The 17,896-nt window shown below is 59.8% G+C and carries 16 protein-coding genes; 4 read left to right on the forward strand and 12 right to left on the reverse strand.

The window, feature by feature from the left end; translation table 11 throughout:
- Positions 1–94: 94 nt before the first annotated feature.
- The 12 genes from C4K27_RS01155 to C4K27_RS01210 form a co-directional block, all read right to left on the reverse strand.
- A complete protein-coding gene (locus C4K27_RS01155; protein ID WP_053259227.1) occupies positions 95–763 on the reverse strand; it encodes a hypothetical protein in 669 nt (222 codons plus the stop codon).
- Between the two features lie 169 nt (positions 764–932).
- The gene (locus C4K27_RS01160; RefSeq protein WP_053259228.1) at positions 933–1,208 is read right to left on the reverse strand and encodes a hypothetical protein; all 276 of its coding nucleotides are present in this window, start codon (positions 1,206–1,208) and stop codon (positions 933–935) included.
- 349 nt (positions 1,209–1,557) lie between these two features.
- Entirely contained in the window at positions 1,558–2,076 is a 519-nt protein-coding gene (locus C4K27_RS01165) for an SMI1/KNR4 family protein (protein WP_081002204.1), read from the reverse strand.
- 146 nt (positions 2,077–2,222) lie between these two features.
- On the reverse strand, positions 2,223–2,630 hold the full coding sequence (locus C4K27_RS01170; protein ID WP_169834591.1) for an immunity protein RhsI2 family protein: 408 nt from the start codon (positions 2,628–2,630) through the stop codon (positions 2,223–2,225).
- Positions 2,631–3,005: 375 nt separating this feature from the next.
- Positions 3,006–3,452, reverse strand: a complete 447-nt coding sequence (locus C4K27_RS01175) for an SMI1/KNR4 family protein (protein WP_053259229.1) — start codon at positions 3,450–3,452, stop codon at positions 3,006–3,008.
- Between the two features lie 8 nt (positions 3,453–3,460).
- Positions 3,461–8,155 carry an HNH/ENDO VII family nuclease gene (locus C4K27_RS01180; protein WP_081002205.1) on the reverse strand — a complete coding sequence of 1,565 codons (4,695 nt, stop codon included), beginning with the start codon at positions 8,153–8,155 and terminating at the stop codon, positions 3,461–3,463.
- Complete coding sequence (locus tag C4K27_RS01185) at positions 8,155–8,892, reverse strand: DUF4123 domain-containing protein (protein WP_053259230.1); 738 nt, start codon at positions 8,890–8,892, stop codon at positions 8,155–8,157. Before C4K27_RS01185 ends, C4K27_RS01180 begins: the two co-directional genes overlap by 1 nt.
- Positions 8,882–10,924, reverse strand: a complete 2,043-nt coding sequence (gene tssI, locus C4K27_RS01190) for a type VI secretion system Vgr family protein (protein ID WP_053259231.1) — start codon at positions 10,922–10,924, stop codon at positions 8,882–8,884. Before tssI ends, C4K27_RS01185 begins: the two co-directional genes overlap by 11 nt.
- A gap of 134 nt (positions 10,925–11,058) precedes the next feature.
- Positions 11,059–11,577, reverse strand: coding sequence for an Hcp family type VI secretion system effector (locus C4K27_RS01195; RefSeq protein ID WP_009041653.1), 519 nt, complete (start codon positions 11,575–11,577; stop codon positions 11,059–11,061).
- A 315-nt stretch (positions 11,578–11,892) separates the two neighbouring features.
- Positions 11,893–13,107, reverse strand: a complete 1,215-nt coding sequence (locus tag C4K27_RS01200) for a CynX/NimT family MFS transporter (RefSeq protein ID WP_053259232.1) — start codon at positions 13,105–13,107, stop codon at positions 11,893–11,895.
- The gene (locus tag C4K27_RS01205) at positions 13,094–13,555 is read right to left on the reverse strand and encodes a nucleoside deaminase (protein WP_053259233.1); all 462 of its coding nucleotides are present in this window, start codon (positions 13,553–13,555) and stop codon (positions 13,094–13,096) included. Before C4K27_RS01205 ends, C4K27_RS01200 begins: the two co-directional genes overlap by 14 nt.
- A gap of 22 nt (positions 13,556–13,577) precedes the next feature.
- Positions 13,578–14,237, reverse strand: coding sequence for an ankyrin repeat domain-containing protein (locus C4K27_RS01210; RefSeq protein WP_053259234.1), 660 nt, complete (start codon positions 14,235–14,237; stop codon positions 13,578–13,580).
- 109 nt (positions 14,238–14,346) lie between these two features.
- On the opposite strand from C4K27_RS01210, the gene C4K27_RS01215 reads away from it, so the two are divergent.
- From C4K27_RS01215 to C4K27_RS01230, 4 genes are all read left to right on the forward strand, one after another.
- Positions 14,347–15,204: a LysR family transcriptional regulator gene (locus C4K27_RS01215; protein ID WP_053259235.1), complete on the forward strand. Its 858-nt coding sequence runs from the start codon at positions 14,347–14,349 to the stop codon at positions 15,202–15,204.
- Between the two features lie 374 nt (positions 15,205–15,578).
- Entirely contained in the window at positions 15,579–16,394 is an 816-nt protein-coding gene (locus C4K27_RS01220) for an energy transducer TonB (RefSeq protein WP_053259236.1), read from the forward strand.
- A gap of 80 nt (positions 16,395–16,474) precedes the next feature.
- Positions 16,475–17,200 (forward strand): MotA/TolQ/ExbB proton channel family protein, encoded by a 726-nt coding sequence (locus C4K27_RS01225; protein WP_037034110.1) that lies wholly within the window; start codon positions 16,475–16,477, stop codon positions 17,198–17,200.
- 1 nt (position 17,201) lies between these two features.
- Positions 17,202–17,603: an ExbD/TolR family protein gene (locus C4K27_RS01230; RefSeq protein WP_011058607.1), complete on the forward strand. Its 402-nt coding sequence runs from the start codon at positions 17,202–17,204 to the stop codon at positions 17,601–17,603.
- The last annotated feature ends 293 nt before the right edge of the window (positions 17,604–17,896 follow it).

A 17,896-nucleotide genomic window follows, 5' to 3' on the forward strand; every position in this document is an offset into this window, starting at 1 on the left:
TGCTTCTGCAGGAGCGAGGCTTGCCCGCGATAGCGCCTGTCCTGACACACCACGGCGCTTGCATCGCGAGCCATCGCGCTCCTACAGAAGAGGCTTATTTGCAGCTGTAGCCGTCAGGCATGGTCACCGTGTAATTACGCTGCACACGATCGCGGAAATCCAGGTTCTGCAAACCCTGTTCAACGACAAAGGCCTCGACCTTGGCGTCCTGGCAATCATCGTTCTGCGACGACACCCGCAGCAGATAGACCGCCCGCTTGCTGGCTTCGTCCCTGGCGGTCACGGTGAACGTGGTCAGCCTGGCGTAACCGGTCCGCTCCGAAGTGCCCACCGGCCCATAACTGGTGGTGGGCGTACTGGTGCAGACCAGGCTCTTGTCCTTCTTCTGCTTATCCTTGCAGACCGTAGTCGTGCTGGTCGGCACCTGCCCATACTCGGTGGCGGTATAGCGATACGTCACCTGCTTGCTGCCGATATCCAGCGTCACCGTCATCTTGATCGGCGCATGCTGCTTGGGCAGCGTCGCCTCGCTGAACACCTCCCGGAACCCTTGATCCTTCATCGCATTGACCATGTCGCGCAGGTAATAACGGGCATTGAGCCCATGCTCGTCATTACCCCGGGTAACCGTCACCAACACCGGCGCCTGCCGGTCGAAGGCATAGTCCGGATCCGGCGTGCCATTGAGCGCCACGTCGAGCTTGGTGGCGCAGCCGGTGAGCAGGAGGGAAAGGAGGAGGGGGTAGAGCGGGTATCGAGTCATGAGGGGCTTCGTTGTGTAGCGGGGGATTGGATAGGGATTAAACGGATGAATGCGGGAATAAACAAATGGAAGGTGGCTGGGGAGGGCAGATTTTACCCGGAGCTTCCCTATAACGATTGCTGGCAGTTGAGTTTACTAAAGAGGGCGGCTACCAATCCGCCCATTGGGTTTAGGCGTTCAGAGCCTGATGCTGCAATCTGCGGCCGATGACATCCATCAGGTCGCAGCCGTCACGGAGTGGGATGACGATCACTCGCGACAAATCTTGTAGCAGTAATGGATCGTTGTTGAAGTTTTCAGTTAAAGAAATCGTTTCGAGTAGCCGGGTTACGCATCGGATGCGATAAGCAGCAGTATCGTGTAACACATCTATAGGAGCCTGTGTGTCGATCAGCAACGAAGGAAAGTTATTGTCGATTCCTGTGATGGGCATATAGCGAGACATAGATGATCTCCTGGGTCAGCTTCAGAAACTGCCTGTGCATGCCTCGATCATATTCGGTCTGTCAAAACCGATCACTGTTTTTGCAGCGACTGGAAGATGCTATCTGGGTAGAGGAGGGGCTACAAGTTGGCAGAAGTCGACGCGTTCTGTAGGAAAAGTCTCTGCAGTCACCAAAAGCAGATTGTCTTTCTTTAACTAGTGGCAGATGGCTTGCTAGATGAATTTTTTGATTTGTGGTTTTGTTGTAGGCAGGATGTTTTAGGAGATTTTAATTACTCGTCCTCTCTTTCCAAAAAAAATATTTCTTGCTGTGTAGGGTCGTTATTGGTGATTAGCTTTTTTTCGCTTCTTAAAAATTGAAATCGGCACTAACTATCCCGTCATCGTCATCTTTTGAGTCGTTTTCATCATTGTCTGGTACAAGATGCTCGAAAAAATCAATAAAGGATGGGGCGATCAGAAACAGTGAAGAGGCATCATCTTTCGCTTCATGGTGCCAATAATAGACTTCTCCTGTTTTTTTGTTGACGCAAAACTGATCTCCATCACCAGACTCTCCAAATGTATAAAGTGCTCCATTTATTTGGTTTGAGTACATTTCATTTTTGTAGTAGATGTTGTTTGAGTCTGGAGCTAGGCCATAAATTATATCTAAATATACGAAGCCGTTATTGTCTCCGATAGGCATTCTCTTAGGGGTTTTAAATTTTGCTCCGTTTGAGAAGACTATAGCAGTTTGAAAGTTGCTTAAAAGTTTTTTCAGGTCTTCTGAAATTTCGCCACCATCCTGCAAGCTATTGCGGGGCTGTTTTGTCTCGAAGGACATTGATTCGGCGCCGAGCTCATTTAAAATCTTGTCGTATGACATATTTGATTCCTCATGTCCGAAGCAGAGTAAGTATGGCGATATCTCTATGTGGGTCTGATAGGTTTTAAATGTATGGCTTCAGCTTTCGTTAGGTGAAAATATTATCACTTGGTACTTTTAGTTCTGAGATATTTTAACTTCGATTACTATTTTTGAGTGGTCGATCTCTCCATCAGGTTTGGTTTTTTTAAAGGGTCAAAGGCATATTTTATTGTTATTTTTGCTCCTGGTTTGTAATGGTGTTTTTCGGAGTTTTTATTCGTATATGTACCTTCTGTGCAGATGTTGTTGTCGTCTGATTTTATATCGGCAGTGTTAAATTTTTCGGTGTTGTCTTGACCTGTTAAGTATACCTTTGTGATAACTCCAGAAATTTCTTTTTGAGGGATGAGGCCTTTGTTTAGGTTGCTCCACCATTCATCTGAGCCTAATGGTCCAAAAGTTCCTTTAAGGCCGGCTTTTGGCTTTGACTCATTTAGAGTCAATTCGTGGGCTTTTCGAATGTACTCGGGGTCTTCTTTGATACGTTCTTTGAAGTGATAGATGGTTTTCATAGAGGCCTTATGAGGGGCAGCTGTGCATGGTCTGGAAGACCGAGGATACAGGAACCCGGCGCACTCGAAAGTGCCCCGCGTACAACCGCCATAATTTAACAGCATGTAAAAAGCATGCTCAATGGCGGTTATTTTACTTGGATCTCAAAGGGCTTCCACACCCTTGTCACTGATTTTGCAGCGACTTGGAGATCCTATCTATTGGATTAGCTTCATACAAGCTGGCAAAAGTCGATTTTGCGTGTAGGAAAAATCTAGTCCGATAGCACTATGTGTTTCAGGGGGGGTGAAAAGAAATTTTTAGTGTGGAAAGTCTCGGGTTCTTGTACCTATGTTGCTGCGTAAGTTTGCGAAGCAACGTAGGTACGAAGGTCTTTATGCTCTCATTTCTATGTAGTCTTTAAAGAACTCATAAAAACTTTCAGCTAAAACCTTTTCAATCTTTTTGCTGAAAATGTTATAGCTGACAACTTTTCCTTTGCCTTGAGGGGAGCAGTCAATTGCCCAGCAAATCTCATCGTCCTTTAGGAAGATGACGGCTAGCTCCATAGGTAGGTCATAATCAGTCCTACAGTAGTTAGTGCTGTAATTGACAGTTCCCCCTCTAGCTAGGGTTGCATCGTTTTTCTCAATTCCACATATTTCTGATTCGACTACACCGCCGCCGCCACAAACTTCTAGAAATTCAGAAAAGTCATTGGGGAAGTTAAGCTGTAACAGGATTTCCAGCTTTTTTATTTGGTCTTCGCTTGCTGCGCCGAACCAGAATGTTTCTTCGTCCGAAGAGTCTATTTTTTGTATTAGTGACTGATAGTCGTACATAAACCACCTCATTCAAAATCTTTGGCCCGTTCTTTCCAGTAAGCCTTTCGAAAGCGCTCATACTGTAGCTCAAGTTTTCTATCGTTTCTGAAGCTATTGCCGTCCTCAATAAGTCCATGTAATGGCTTGTGATACTTTTTGTGAGTTGTACTTGTCAACTCAACCATTGGACCAGCTTCTTGTCCGATCACATGGTGCAAATTCATCTGTTTTCCATCTGGCCCAATTGGAGCATTGCCGTTTCGCATCAAGTCTAGGTTAGTCCAGCCGTCCTCTTCTACTTTTTTTCGTATGCTTGGGGATATGCTGCTATCTAAAGGAGCCGATGGCGCACCTGGAGCAATATCGGTGCCATTTTTATAAACTCGACGTCCTAGTACTTCTTCTGGTCTGTATTTAGCACTTTTGAATTTGTAGTCTGGTTGCTGTTTGGGAGACTGCCCCGGACATTCATCCAATCCCAGTGGGTCCACCCAACCTGTTGGGTTATGCACATATTTGTAGTTGTTCAACCCCCCCGCCAACTTGATCGGGTCCGGGGTCAAAAAACGTCCAGAGCTCGGATTGTAGTAGCGATGGCGGTTGTAGTGCAGCCCGGTTTCCGCATCGAAGTATTGGCCCTGGAAGCGTAGCGGGTTGTCGATTTCTGAAACGTCCAGCGCCGCTAGATTGCCATACGCCCGGTACTTCGCGGACCACATGATCTCGCCGCTGTAGGCGGTCAGTTCCTGCGGCGTGCCGAGGTGGTCGAGCTGGTAGTAGAACGGTGTGGCCTGGGCCGGGCCTTCGCCATCGAGCATGGCCAGCGGGCGGAAGGTGCCGGGTTCGTAGATATAGCTGCGATAGCGATTCTCGGCGCTCTCGGCGATCAGCCGTTCGCCTTGCCAGAGGAACTCGGTGGTGCGGCCATCGACGGTTTTGGCGATACGGCGGCCGAAGGCGTCGTACTTGTAGGTCGCGGTGCTGCCTCCGGGCAGGCTGACGCCAATCAGCCGGTGTTGGCAGTCGTACTGGTATTCGGTCACCAGCTTCTGGCCGGCGCCGCGGCGTTCGCGGCTGAGGTTGCCGAAGGCGTCGTAGTCGTAATGGCGGTCGCCCTGCATCAGCAGGCGGTTGCCTTTGATGTTGGCCAGGTTGGCGGCGGGTTGGTTGCCCTGGCCGAGCAGGTTACCGGCGGGGTCATGGGCGAAGCTTTCCGGGGTGGCGCCACGTACGTTGATCAGGCGGTCCAGCGGGTCGTAGTGATAACGCAGGTTGCCCTTGCGGCTGTCGTCGATGCCGGCGAGGTTGCCGTTGGCGTCGTAGGCATAGGCGCGGCGGTAGAGGTTCTGGTGCTGGCCGTGCCGTTGCTGGCTGACGCTGTGGGCCTGCAATCGACCTTGTTCGTCGTACTGGTACTGGCTGAGCAGCAGGCCCTGTTGGCGCTGCTGTTCGCGGCCGGCGTTGAACTGGTGGCTGGTCAGGCGCGAGCCGTTGAGGTCGATGCTGCTCAGTTGCCCGCCCAGGGCATGGCGGTAGTCGAGCTTGCTGCCATCGGGCAGGCGGCAATGACTGAGCTGGCCGAGTTTGTCGTACTCGTAGCGCAGGGTGCCCCAGCCTTGATGCTCGGTGATCAGGCGGTCTTGCAGATCGTATTCGTAGGCCAGCGGCCAGTGGCCGTCGTCGACGTTGACCAGGCGCCCGAGGGCGTCGTAGCTGTAGTGGATTTTTTCGCCATCGGCCAGGGTTTTCACCAGCAAACGGCCAGCGGCATCGCGCTGGTACTCGGTGACCAGCTCGCTGCCGTCGTCGCCGAATTCGGTTTTCTTCAGCAGGTTGCCGTTGAGGTCGTAGACATAAGCGGTGCTGCGCCCGTCGAAGCCGGTTTCCTGCTGGATCAGGCCGTTGGGGTAGTAATCGAGGTGGTACTGCTCGCCGCGCTCATTCTCGATATCGGTGAGCAGCAGGCGCGCGTTGTCGTAGCGATAGCGCAACTGGCTGCCGTCCGGGTTGATGCGGCGGCTGACCAGGTGCAGGTTGTCGGCGTATTCGTAGCGGGTGATGCGGCCCAGCTCGTCGCGCTCGGCGGTGACTTTGCCGTAGGCGTTGTAGCTGAAGGCGCGGGTCGCGCCGCCGGGCAGGGTGATCTGCGCCAGGCGGTTGGCGGCGTCCCACTGGTACTGGGTGATGGCGCCGCTTTCGTCCTGGCGGGTGATCTGTCGGCCGAGGGCGTCGTAGCGGTACTTGCGCTGGCCGCCGTCGGGCAGGCGTTCTTCCAGCAGTTGGCCGAGGCCGTTCCAGCCCAGTTGATGGCGGCTGCCGTCGGGATGGGTGATTTCCAGCAGGCGGCCTTGGCGGTCGTAGCGGTAGTGGGTTTCGTTGCCGTCGGGGTCGGTCTGTTGGGTAATGTCGCCTTGGTGGTTGCGCTGGTATTTCCAGGTTGTGTTGCCGCGACGGACTTCAGTGACACGACCGTTGTCGTACTCGTATCCAGTCGGCTCATCTTCCGGCGGAATTACCGCCACCATGTCCCCGGCTTCGTCGTAGTGATATTCGGTGACCGCACCAAGTGGATCTTTCTCAGCGATCAGCCGGCCTTTTTCGTCATAGGCCTTGAGGTGTTCGGCACCGTCCGGATCGACCTTGCTGACCAGTCTGGCCTGCTCGTCGTGGGTATAGATCTCTTCGCTGCCATCGGTGTTGATGGCTGTGACGCTGCCTTTGTCATCCCAGACGTAACGCTGATCCATCTGTGCGAAGTTCGCCCAGTGATGAATGCAACGTGAATCCTTACCCTGATTTTCCCATTCCCAGAAGAAGCTGGCGCCGCCAGCCAGTTGCCGTTCAAGAATGACGTTCTGTTTGTCATAGGCATAACGCTCTGCTTCGCCAGCAGCGTTTTTCGCTTCTATCAGGCGGTGCTGTGCGTCGTAGCTGTAGCTGACCAGGGTCTGAACGGTGCTCCAGGCGTCTTCCAGGTTATCCGCTGGAGTGAACTGCTGATAATCGACGGCGACTATCAGTGTGCGGTCGTAACGCAACAGCAGGGCGCGTCCGGCCCCGTTGTCGATACGTTTGATCCGGCCCTGAATGTCACGGGAGATGTGCAGACGATTGTCGTAATTGTCGCTGATCGCGATCAGGCTCGCGCCCTTGCTGTTGTAGCGGAAATGGTAGAACCGCGACGATTTGCCGGCCTGGGACAGGATCAGCTCGGACGGATCGTCTCCCAGGAAAATCGCTGCCCGGGACAGGGTGTTGGTAATGGCCGGGCGCTGTTCGCTGGGCAGCGGAAAGGTCGTCGAGCGGTTCTCATGGTCGGTCCAGATAACGCTTTCGCCATCGATCTCGACACGCTGGGCGAGGGCGTGGCTCCAGCCATAACCCAGCCCACAGTTGAGTTCAGCCGCGCTGGTGCGATACAGGCGCGTCCATTCGAACGGCAGCAGCCCGTCCAGCTCGCCGTCGGTCAGGGTCAGCAGTTCTTCGCCGGTGACCATCGATACCGGGCAGCCGCTGGTGCAGGTATTGCTGGCGGAGTCGGCATTGCGCCTGGCCGGAGTCGTTGCAGGACGGGAGGCGTCGGGTGCTGCTTGCCTTCCTCCAAGCGTGGAGTTTTTTCTACCATCGAAACGAACTTGCACCACGCCTTTCTTGGCGGCTGTCTGTATGCCACGCGCAGCCACTTCCGTGTACTTCTTGATGTAGCCCATGAAGCTGTTGATGATTTTGAAAACGGCCTCGACAAAGCGTGTCGCGGCTTTGACGATGACCTGGCCATACTTCTTCAGGCGCAGGGCCAGGTAGACGACTCCCATGCCTTCCAGAGCAATGGTCAAGACGATGCCCAGCACGATGTCGATCAGAATCGAAACGACGGCGGAAGAAATGTATTTGGCCGCATCGCCAGCGATTTGAGACGGCGGCAATGCGCTAAGCCAGATCGATGCGCTGCGTACCAGGAGAAACAGCGCCGCTTCATCACTGGCGAACAGCATCGCCTTACGCATGACATCCGGGGCTTCCTTGGCCAGCTTGGCCAGTTTTTCCGCACCTGCCCCCAACCGGTCGACGTACTTCATCGGGTTTTGCAGGATGTCGAGAATAAGCGTAATGCCATCCCACACGCCTTTGATCGCTTCCCAGCTACCGGCAAGGATGCCGTTGCCGACGGCTTTCAAGGAGGCTGCTGCCGACTGAGTCGACCATTGCGGCTTGAAGACGGCCCACTCCCTGCGCAGCCAGCCTTCCAGCTCGCCAGTCAGGCCGTCATAGGATTTGAACAGCGCATTGACTTGAGCCGGGGTGACTTCGTTCTGCACGCGGATCTTGTAGAGCTCCCCCGGCTTTCCTCTGAAGGTGGCCTTGCCCTTGGCGTCCAGCGTCAGTTTGGTCGCGGCACCACCCTTGACCGGAATGACCAAGACCTGAATACCACCCAAGGGGATGTCGTAGACCGACTCGAACTTGCTCTCGATCAGCAGCAGGCCATTGAGTGGGCATTTCGCAACGTTGGAGGTGAAGCTGCCGTCAGTCATGCTGACGGCCTTGCTGGTGCCGCCGACTTTGATGACCCGTTCCATGCCCAGCAAGGAAGGCATGTCCGTTTTCTCGCTCACGGCATCTGCGGCTTGCGCGTACCATTTTTCGGTCTGTGCGCGGTACAGCGTCAGACTGCTTTTGAACGAGTTCAGTTGTTTTTCGATATCGGCAACGCGACCCATCATCCTTGCTCCAGAGTCAGGTGGTTAAGCAATGCTTCATTAAGGGCTTTCGGGGCGTTCGGCCGACGAATGAAATGCGCGACCTTGTGGCGCAGCACAGCCTCCGGGAAAGCGTCGTACAGGTCTGGGCGTTCCTCGCTCAGCCATTGCATCAGGTTGTCGATCAGGGTGGTCGGGTCTTTCTTGGCCAGTTGATCGAGCAGGGGCTGCGGTACTTCCCACCACGGCCACTCTTTGACCCTCGGCACCGGGCGTACGCCGGTTTCCAGGGTTTGGCCATTGATCCAGTAGCGGTTGAAGACCGGCAGCACTTCACCGGCCGCGGCACCCAACCCCTCCAAAATCGGATAAATATGCCGCCCATCCCAAAACCTAAAAAACACCTCGGCACCGCCCGGCATCTTCACCTGGGTCAGGCTGCGCAGGTGTTCGAACACCACTCCCGGTTCGCAGTTGGAGACGGCGAGCCAGCCCCAGTCGTCGGCGTCGGTTTCGGCGATCCAGTCGAGGAAGGGGGAGGTCGGTTTGAGTTCGGCGAGGTAGGGCATCACCGGCTGCCAGTCGGCGTAGGGCGTGCCGCTCCAGAGGGCGGTCAGGCGGCTGGCGCCCTGGGTCTGGTAGAAGTCCTTGAGCGGGTTGGCGTCGCTGGCGTTGCTGATCACCAGGTACAGGCGCTCGTCGGGTTGCAGGGGCTGGCGGGCGAGCCAGGCCTGGGGTGTCAGGCGATCAGATGGCACAGGCACCGTCCTTGCACTTTTCGCACTCTTCGCAGAAAGGCGCGTTGCGTTTGAGGGTGTTGATTTGCGCCGGGGTCAACAGGGCGCCGGCTTTGTCGGCGTCGGCCTGCTTCAGCGCGCCGGGCATCAGTGGCGCGGCGCCGGAGCCGCTGCCCGGGCCGCCGCCGGAGTTGACCTTGACCTGCGGGCCGCTGATGGTCACGCCGCCGGCGTCGAGCTTGATAAAGCTGCCGCCGCCCTTGAGGGTCAGCTCGCTGCCGGCTTCCATGACGACCTTCACCCCGGCATTGAGGTGGATCTCCTGGCCGGCTTCGATGAACTGACCGGTGCCGATCTTGATGTGCTGGTTCACGCCGACGGTGAGGTGGTCGCTGGCGCGCGCTTCGACCTTGCGGTCGGCGTGCACGGTGTGGTGTTCCTCGGCCTTGAACTCGCTGTAGCTGTTGGCCTCGACCGTGTCGTGGCGTTCGTTGCCGACGCGGATCTTTTGGTCGTGTTCGACGTTCTCGTCCCAGTCGCGCTGGGCGTGCAGGAAGATCTGTTCCTGGCCCTTCTTGTCCTCGATGCGCAGCTCGTTATAGCCGCCGCCACCGGGGGAACTGAGGGTCTTGAAGGTGCTGCGGGTCTTGTTCGCCGGCAGCTCGTAGGGGACGACGTTTTCCTTGTGGTACAGGCAGCCGCTGATCAATGGCTGGTCGGGGTCGCCCTCGAGGAAGGTCACCAGCACTTCCATGCCGATCCGCGGGATGGCGATGCCGCCGTACTGGGCGCCGGCCCAGGCCGAGGACACGCGCAGCCAGCAGCTGGTCTTGTCGTCCGACTGGCCTTCGCGGTCCCAGTGGAATTGCACTTTGACCCGGCCGTACGAGTCGCAGTGGATCTCTTCGCCCTTGGGCCCGGTGACCACCGCGCTCTGGCTGCCGAGGATGCGCGGCTTGGGGTGCAGCAGCGGCGGCCGGTTGGGCACGTCCCAGGGGGTGGCCTGGAAGCGGTTGCGATAACCCTGGTGGAAGTCGTCCTTCAGTGCGGTGGTGTCGCTGGTCACCGACTCTTCCAGGACCTGCGGCTGCTTGCCTTCGTGGACGATCTCGGTCAGTAGCCAGAGGTCGTTCCATTGCGCTTTCGGGTGTTCGCTCAGGGCCAGGAAATGGCCGCTGACCAGCAGCGGCTGATCGCTCTTGCCCTCGGCCAGGCGGTAGTCGCTGCGGTGGCGTTCCAGGGCGCGCTTGGCCAGGTGCTTGCCGCGTTCGCGATCGACGAAACGACCGGGATAGTCGTAATCCTCGAGGTCCGGCTTGAGCTCGCTCTTGGCGTCGCTCTCCAGGGTCAGGCGCGGCTTCTCGAAGTCGTAGTCGCGGCGCGTGGTGCGGCTGGTGCGGGCTTCCAGGCGCAGGTCGAAACGCTTGATCACCGGGTCGTTGGCGACCATGCCGGAGTCTTGCTGGTAGGCCACTGGCGCCAGTTTCGGGAACACCGTCTGGTCATCGCCGAAGACGATGGTGTGGCTGTCGGCGCTGTGCTGGAAGTGGTAGTGGATACCTTCTTCCTCGCACAGGCGCTGGATGAAATGCAGGTCCGATTCGTCGTACTGCACGCAGTAGTTGCGCTCGGGGTAGATCGAACCCAGCTGGAACTGGTAGGCGTTGCTTTGGATGCCGTGCTCTTCGAGGACCTGGCCGATGATTTTCGGCACCGTGAGGTTCTGGAAGATGCGTTGGTTGATGCGGTGCGCGAGGTAGGCCAGGTGCGGGCGGATGGTCACCGAGTAGCGGGTCAGGCGCTTGCCGGAATCGCCCTGGGCGACGCGGTAGATCTGCCCGTGGATGCCGGTGCCGTTCTGCGCCAACTGCAGGAAGGCCGGTTTGTGCAGCAGGCTTTCCAGGTCCAGGGCGGCCTGGGCGCTGACCAGCTCGACCTCGAAGGCGAAGGGCTGGCTGATGGCTTCCCGTCCGGTGAAGGACAATACCTGGAGGTCGTTCTCCAGACCTTCGACGGTCAGGCTGAAGTGGGTCTGATTGGCCGGCGCGAACATCCCTTGTTCCTCGTGCAGTACTGCCGCGTGGGTCGACCCCGGGGCCGGGCGCCGACGAACGCAAGAAATCCCTTATGGCGTAAACAACATCGACCAGCAGAGCTGGCCGATGTTGGTGTAACGGTCGGCCGGACTTAGCCCGCGACCGGGGAACGCCAGTCGTCGGAACCGGAAGTACCGGAGACTTCGTGGGTCCAGGTGATTTTGCGGTAGGTGAAGTGCACGTCTTCCAGGTGGGTGAAGTGCGAGTTCGCCGGGTCCTGGCAGTTGTGCATGTAGTCTTTGATGTCGACGATGATCGCGTCTTCCAGGGTGGTGGTGTAGTAGTGCTCCTGGGTGCCGGCAGCGGAGGTGCGGTACCACTGGATTTCGATCTTGGTCAGACGCTCACCGGAGGTCAGGGCAGCCAGCAGCAGTGGCGAAGCCTTGTCGAAAACCTTGGTGATGACTACGGGTTTGTGCACGCGCTGGCCGGTTGGCTGGCCGGACTGCGGGTCACGCGGGATGATCACTTCGTGCTGGAAACCCTGAACCATGACCTGGTCTTCGTGGCCTTCCTGGTAGGTGTTGCCAACGGAGTCAGCGGTGAAGGCACCGGCGGTGATCAGGCCTTGTTTGGTGCCGGTGATGGACATATACGCTGGTGTAGCCATGGATGCTCTCCTTGCTAAAAAATAAAGGTGCCCGGTGGGACGGATCGCCCGGTTGGGTGCCAAGTTGATATCAAGGAGTATGCCAGGAGTTGAAAGTGCCTTATGGAACAAGGGCTTCCGGTGTTTTCTGGCATCGCTGACGGTGTTTCCAGCTCGAAAGCGCTTGAAAGTGCGCAACTTCTTGCGCAGTGCTGTGCAAGAAGTTGCGCACTTGGCTGCAGGTCCCGGTTTATCGAGGCTTTGGATAACTGTTCACAGAGTTATCCACAGAGGGGTGCGCAAGAAGTTGCGCATAGTGGCCATGGGCCTTGATCTTTAAGGCGTCACGGAGGCCGGCTGCGGTGCCGTGGTCGCTATCTGTGGCTCCCGGTAGCTGGAGGGGCTGAATACCCGGGTCAGCACCAGCATGGCCAGCACGCTCAGGACCAGTACCCACCAGGCGCTGATGAAGCTGCCGGTGAGCTGCCGCAGCCAGCCGGTCATCCATGGCGACACGGCGTTGATCAGGAACCCCACCCCTTGCACAAAGGCCGCCAGCTGTCCGGCTTCCCGGGGATCGCGACGGTGGTCGAGGGTGAGGATCAGGCTCAGGGCGAAACAGGCACCGAGGCCGAAGCCGATCAGTGCCACCCACAGGTGCGGGGCCTGCAGCGGCCACAACACCAGGCCGCTGAAACCCAGGGCCTGGGCGCTCAGGCTGATGGCGAGCAATGGCCGGCGTTCGCTCTGGCGCTGCGCCAGGGCGGGCATCAACAGCGCGGCGGTGACCTGGAAGAGGGTCATGAATGCCAGCAGCGAACCGCTCTGGGTCGCGCTCCAGCCCAGTTGCAGGTAATAGGCCGGCAGCCAGGCGACCATGCTCATGTAGCCGCAATTGACCAGGCCGAAGTACAGCGCCAGCAACCAGGCCCGACGGTTGCGCCACAGGTTGATGGAGGGGGCGTCGAGGCGCTGCCTCGGCCCGGCGAAAGGCAGCAGCCACCACAGCAGCAGCGCCGCCAGCGCCGGTAACAGCCAGACGCCGAGCCCGGCCTGCCAATGGGCGAAATGCGTGGCGACCTGCGGGCTGAGCAGCGCCGCGAGGCCGCCGCCGCCCATCAACGAAGCCGAATAAATGCCCATGGCCAAGGCCACCCGTTGCTGGAACTGGCGCTTGATCAGCGCCGGCACCAGTGCCTGGATCAAGGCCACGCCGGCACCGCCGAGCAGGGCCGTGGCGAGCAGGGCGCCGGCCTGGTCGCAGAGCAACCGCGCCAGGCAGGCGCAGAGGATCATCAACAGGCCGAGGGCGACGCCGCGCCGTTCTCCCAGGCGGGCTTCCAGGCGCACCCCGAGCAAGGCCACCAGGCCCATGCAGACCACCGGCAGGCTGGTGAGCCAGGCACTGCTCTGGAAGCTCATGCCGGTGGCGCCACGAATCTCCATCAGCAGCGGGCTGATGGAACTGATGATCGGCCGCAGATTGAGCCCCAGGGCGATCAGCAGGGCCCAGCCGCCGAGGCGGCGCAGGCGCGACTCAGCGAGCGGCATGGCGGGCCTGCCAGTCGCGGTAGATCTCGTGCATCGCCGCTTGCGGCACGTGCTGCACCGGCAAGCGCCGGGCCGCCAGGGGCTGGGCCAGTTGTTCGTAGATCGCCGCCGTGGACAGGCCGAAGGGCGCAGCGCTGGCGTTGTCCGCGGCGAACACCGCGCGCGCCACACCGCACAGGTACATGGCGCTCAAACACATGGGGCAGGGCTGGCCGCTGGCATAGATCACGCAGCCGTCCAGGCGTGGCCCGAGCTGCTGGCTGGCGACTCGGATGGCTAGCAGCTCGGCGTGGGCGGTGGGGTCCTGGGTCAGGTGGATCTGGTTGACCGTCTCGGCCAGCACCTGGCCGTCGCGCACCAGCACCGCACCGAACGGCCGGCCACCGGCCGCGACGTTTTGCCGGGCCAGTTCGACGGCGCGTTGCAGGTACTCCTGATCGTCTTTCATGGGGGGCTCCTTAAGGCACACATCAGGACGCGCCGGCGTCCTGCAGCAGTTTGGCGATGGCGCTCTGGCCGCGTTTTTCCGCCTGTTGCAGGGGGCTCAGGCCATCGTTGTCCGGCAGGTTCAGGTTGGCGCCGGCGGCGATCAACTGAGTGACTATCTGCTGGTGCGCCGGGCCGCCGTCGGCCAGCACAATGGCTTCCATCAGGCAGGTCCAGCCCAGGCGATTGACATGATCGAGGTCGACACCGGCCTCGATCAGCAGGCGCACGGTGTCGACATGTCCACGCTCGCAAGCCGGGATCAGTGCGGTGCCGCCGTAGCGGTTGGTGCTTTTCAGGTCGGCGCCGTGGGCCAGGGTCAGCTGCAGGATCGCATTGCGCCCGCTGGCGCCGGCCAGCAGGTAAGGGCTGTCGTGGATCAGGTTCTTCTGGTTGACGTCGGCGCCGGCCTCGATCAGCGCCCGGGCGATCTCGACCTGGTTGGCGGCGGTGGCCAGCAGCAACGGGCTGCTGCCGTCCAGGCCGCGCACGTTGACGTCCACGCCTTGGCGAAGCAGCGCCTGGACCTTGGGCAACTGCCCGTCGCGGACCGCTTCGAGCAGTTGGTTATCCTTTGCCATCACCCCCCCCACCACGAACAGACAGATTGCCAGGACCGCGTGTTTGCAAGACAGGTAACGCATGGCATCAGGCTCCCTGTGCGGTAAATGAGCGCTGAGTATGCTCAGACCCTGATGTATTCTGAAATTAAATATAACCATGCCAATCAGTGGCATTCAGAATGGTGTCGCCATGTTCGATCCTGTGCTGCTGCGCAGTTTTGTCGCCGTCGTCGACTGTGCCAACTTCACCCGCGCCGCCGAACGCCTGCACCTCACCCAGTCCACCGTCAGCCAGCAGGTGCGGCGGCTGGAGGAGAGCCTGGACTGCCAGTTGCTCGACCGCGACCAGCGCCGGGTGGTGGCCACCGCCGAGGGCGAGCGTCTGCTGGGGTACGCGCGACGGATCCTGGCCCTCAACGAAGAGGCCAGCGATGTGTTGCTGCATCAACAGAGCGAAGGCGTGTTGCGCCTCGGGGTGCCGGAAGACTTCGCCGCCGAGCGACTGATGCCGTTGTTGTCGCGCTTCGGCCAGGACCATCCTGGCGTGCGCCTGGAGGTCACCAGCGGGCTGGGCCCGGAATTGACCCGGCTCTATCGACGCGGCGAATTCGACCTGTTGCTGGTCAAGCAGATGGGCGCCAGCGACGACTGTCTGGCGTCGTGGCCGGAACCCCTGTGCTGGGTCGACAGCCGCGCCACCCCGGCCTTTGGCCGCGATCCGTTGCCGTTGGTGGCGTTCCCGGTGGGCGGTTTGTATCGCCATGAAATGTTGCACCACCTCGAGGTTGGTGGCTGGCGCTGGCGCATCGGTTACTCCAGCGCCAGCCTGGCCAGCGTCTGCTCGGCGGTGGCGGCGGGCCTGGGCATCAGCCTGTTGCCGGTGCGAGTGGTGGGCGCCGGGCATCGCGTGCTCGGCGCCGCCAGCGGCTTGCCGGACATCCAGGGCGTGCGCCTGGCATTGTACGGCAGCAGCGGCTTGAGCCGGGCCGGCAAGGCCCTGGAAAGCCAGTTGCTGGAGCTGTGCGAGAGCCAGGTACTGAACGTCTGAACACCCTGTTCAGGGGCGCTTGAGATCCGCTTTATCGGGTGCGCCATGGTTCCTTTGATCGACGCTCGGTCGGACTCCTTTATTTCGCCACTGCTGTCGCTTCGCTGCGGTTTTGCCGCGGCGATGCGATGCCTTTGGCGAATATTTTCAATGCTCGCAAAGCATGGCTTTTTGACTCCTTTCCCGCAGCCCTTGATCCGCGCGGCCTGGCGCGAGATGACGGGTTTAAATATGCGTTTTTGATCTATCCATAACTTCAAAGATTACTTTCGGAGATAAGTGTCTGGCGCCAATCATTCAGCCCTCGACGCTGCTCCAGGGGAGTTCGCAGGTGTGGGTCGGGTTATTCGCAAAAGACTGTAGGGAGTTAATCAATGGGCAATGTCCAGACCGCCGCCAGTGCACATGAGGTGCTGTGGCGTCAGGCACCGAGCGGCGATCTGGTCGATCTCGGCCGGCCGCATCGCTTGCCGTTGGGCCAATTGCGTTTGCAGAAGGCTCCCAAGGCCGGGCTGCGGCGGCGCGAGGCGATTGCGCTCGGGGTGATCGCCCTGCTGTTGCACGGTGTGGTGATCTATTGGATCAACCAGCAGCCGACGCCGGTATTGCCGATCGTGCCGCCGGAAATTCCGCCGATGACCATCGAGTTTTCCCGGCCGGCGCCGCCGGTGGTCGAACCGCCGCCACCGCAGCCGGTACAGCCGGTGGTGGAGCCGCCACCGCCGGTGGAGGACGAACTGGCGGTCAAGCCACCACCGCCCAAGCCGATTCCCAAGCCCAAGCCGCAGCCCAAGCCGAAACCGGTCCCCAAGCCTGAGCCCAAGCCGGTCCAGCAACAGCCCGCGCCGCCACAACCGGCCGCGCCTGTCGCCGCTCCGGCTCCGCCCGCGCCACCGGCCCCGGCGCCCGTGACCCCGGCTTCGGCGAATGCCGCGTACTTGAAGAACCCGGCGCCGGAATATCCGTCGCTGGCCCAGCGTCGCGGTTGGGAAGGCACGGTGCTGCTGCGGGTGCACGTACTGGCCAGCGGCAAGCCCGGCGAGATCCAGATCCAGAAAAGCAGCGGTCGCCAGCAGCTCGACGACGCGGCGTTATCGGCCGTCAAGCGCTGGAGCTTCGTGCCGGCCAAGCAGGGTGATGTCGCCCAGGACGGCTGGGTCAGCGTACCCATCGATTTCAAGATTCATTGAGCCTGCGCCAGGTGCTGTGCCTGGTCGGTCGCTATCGCGAGCACGCTCGCTCCTACAAGGTCATACAGAGGGAAAAGAACATGACGTTATTGGCATCTCCACTCGAATCCATCGAAAGCGCGGTGATCTGGCTGCTGGTGGTCTTTTCCGTGGCCACCTGGGGCCTGGCCCTGCTCAAGGGCGCGCAGTTCGCCCGCCTCAAGGCCCAGGATCGCAAGTTCCACAAACAGTTCTGGGCCGCCTCCAGCCTCGACTCGGCGGCCGAGCTCAGCGAAACCCAGCCTGGCGCCGCCGCTCGTGTGGCCCAGGCCGGCTACGCGGCGATCCAGGTCGGCGACACAGCGCACGCGGCGGACCTGAGCCAGGCCATCAATCATCAGGACCGCCTGGAGCGCGCCCTGCGCCAGCAGATCGTCCGTGAGCGGCGTTCCCTGGAAACCGGCCTGGCGGTGGTCGCCAGTATCGGCAGCACCTCGCCCTTCATCGGTCTGTTCGGCACCGTGTGGGGGATCATGGAAGCCCTGAAAGGCATCAGCGCGGCGGGCTCGGCGAGCCTGGAAACCGTGGCCGGGCCGATCGGCGCGGCGCTGGTCGCCACCGGCGTGGGGATCGCCGTCGCGGTGCCGGCGGTGCTGGTTTACAACTACTTCCTGCGGCGCCTGAAGCTGACCGCCGCCGACCTCGACGACTTCGCCCATGACTTCTACAGCCTGGCGCAGAAGAGTTCGTTCCGCGTGCTGATCCACCCGACCGCGCACAAGGCCGCGGCTCAGGGCAGCGCGCAGAAAGTGAAGGAGGCGTCCTGACATGGCCTTCTCGACCCAGGACAGCGATGAGGTACTGAGCGAGATCAACGTCACGCCGCTGGTGGACGTGATGCTGGTACTGCTGGTGGTGTTCATCGTCACCGCGCCACTGTTGACCAACGCGATTCCGATCAACCTGCCCAAGACCGAGGCCGTGGCCCCGGTGGAGCAGAAGGACCCGCTGGTGGTGAGCATCGACGGCGCCGGCAAACTTTTTATCAACAAGGACGAGATCCAGCCGGACCTTTTGGAAACCAATCTTCAGGCGGCCAAGGCCAAGGACCCGCAAGTGCGCGTGCAGCTGCAGGCGGACGACGGCGTCAACTACGGCGAAGTGGCCCGTGCCATGGCCTCCATCGAGCGTGCCGGTATCACCAAGCTTTCGGTGATCACCGCCCGCTGACCCAGTGTTGTAAGCCACGACTTTTCAGGCCGTCTCCTTGGCAGGGTGCGGCCTTTTTTTTGCCTGCGATTTGGCTCGGGGCGCTGGCCTGGACCGACGCCATCGCGAGCAAGCTCGCGCCTACAGGTTCGTGGCGCCCGCCGGCTTTTGTAGGAGCAGCCGGTCGACGCTCGATTGCTCGCGATGCAGGCACTGCGGTTTGCCGGCCTGAACGCCAGCGTTCGTACAGGATAGGTACAGGTGGTGTTTGATATTCTTTATGAATCTTAATAAATAGCTTCTTATTCCTTAAC

This window comes from Pseudomonas chlororaphis subsp. chlororaphis (assembly GCF_003945765.1).
In the GTDB taxonomy this organism is placed as follows: domain Bacteria; phylum Pseudomonadota; class Gammaproteobacteria; order Pseudomonadales; family Pseudomonadaceae; genus Aquipseudomonas; species Aquipseudomonas chlororaphis.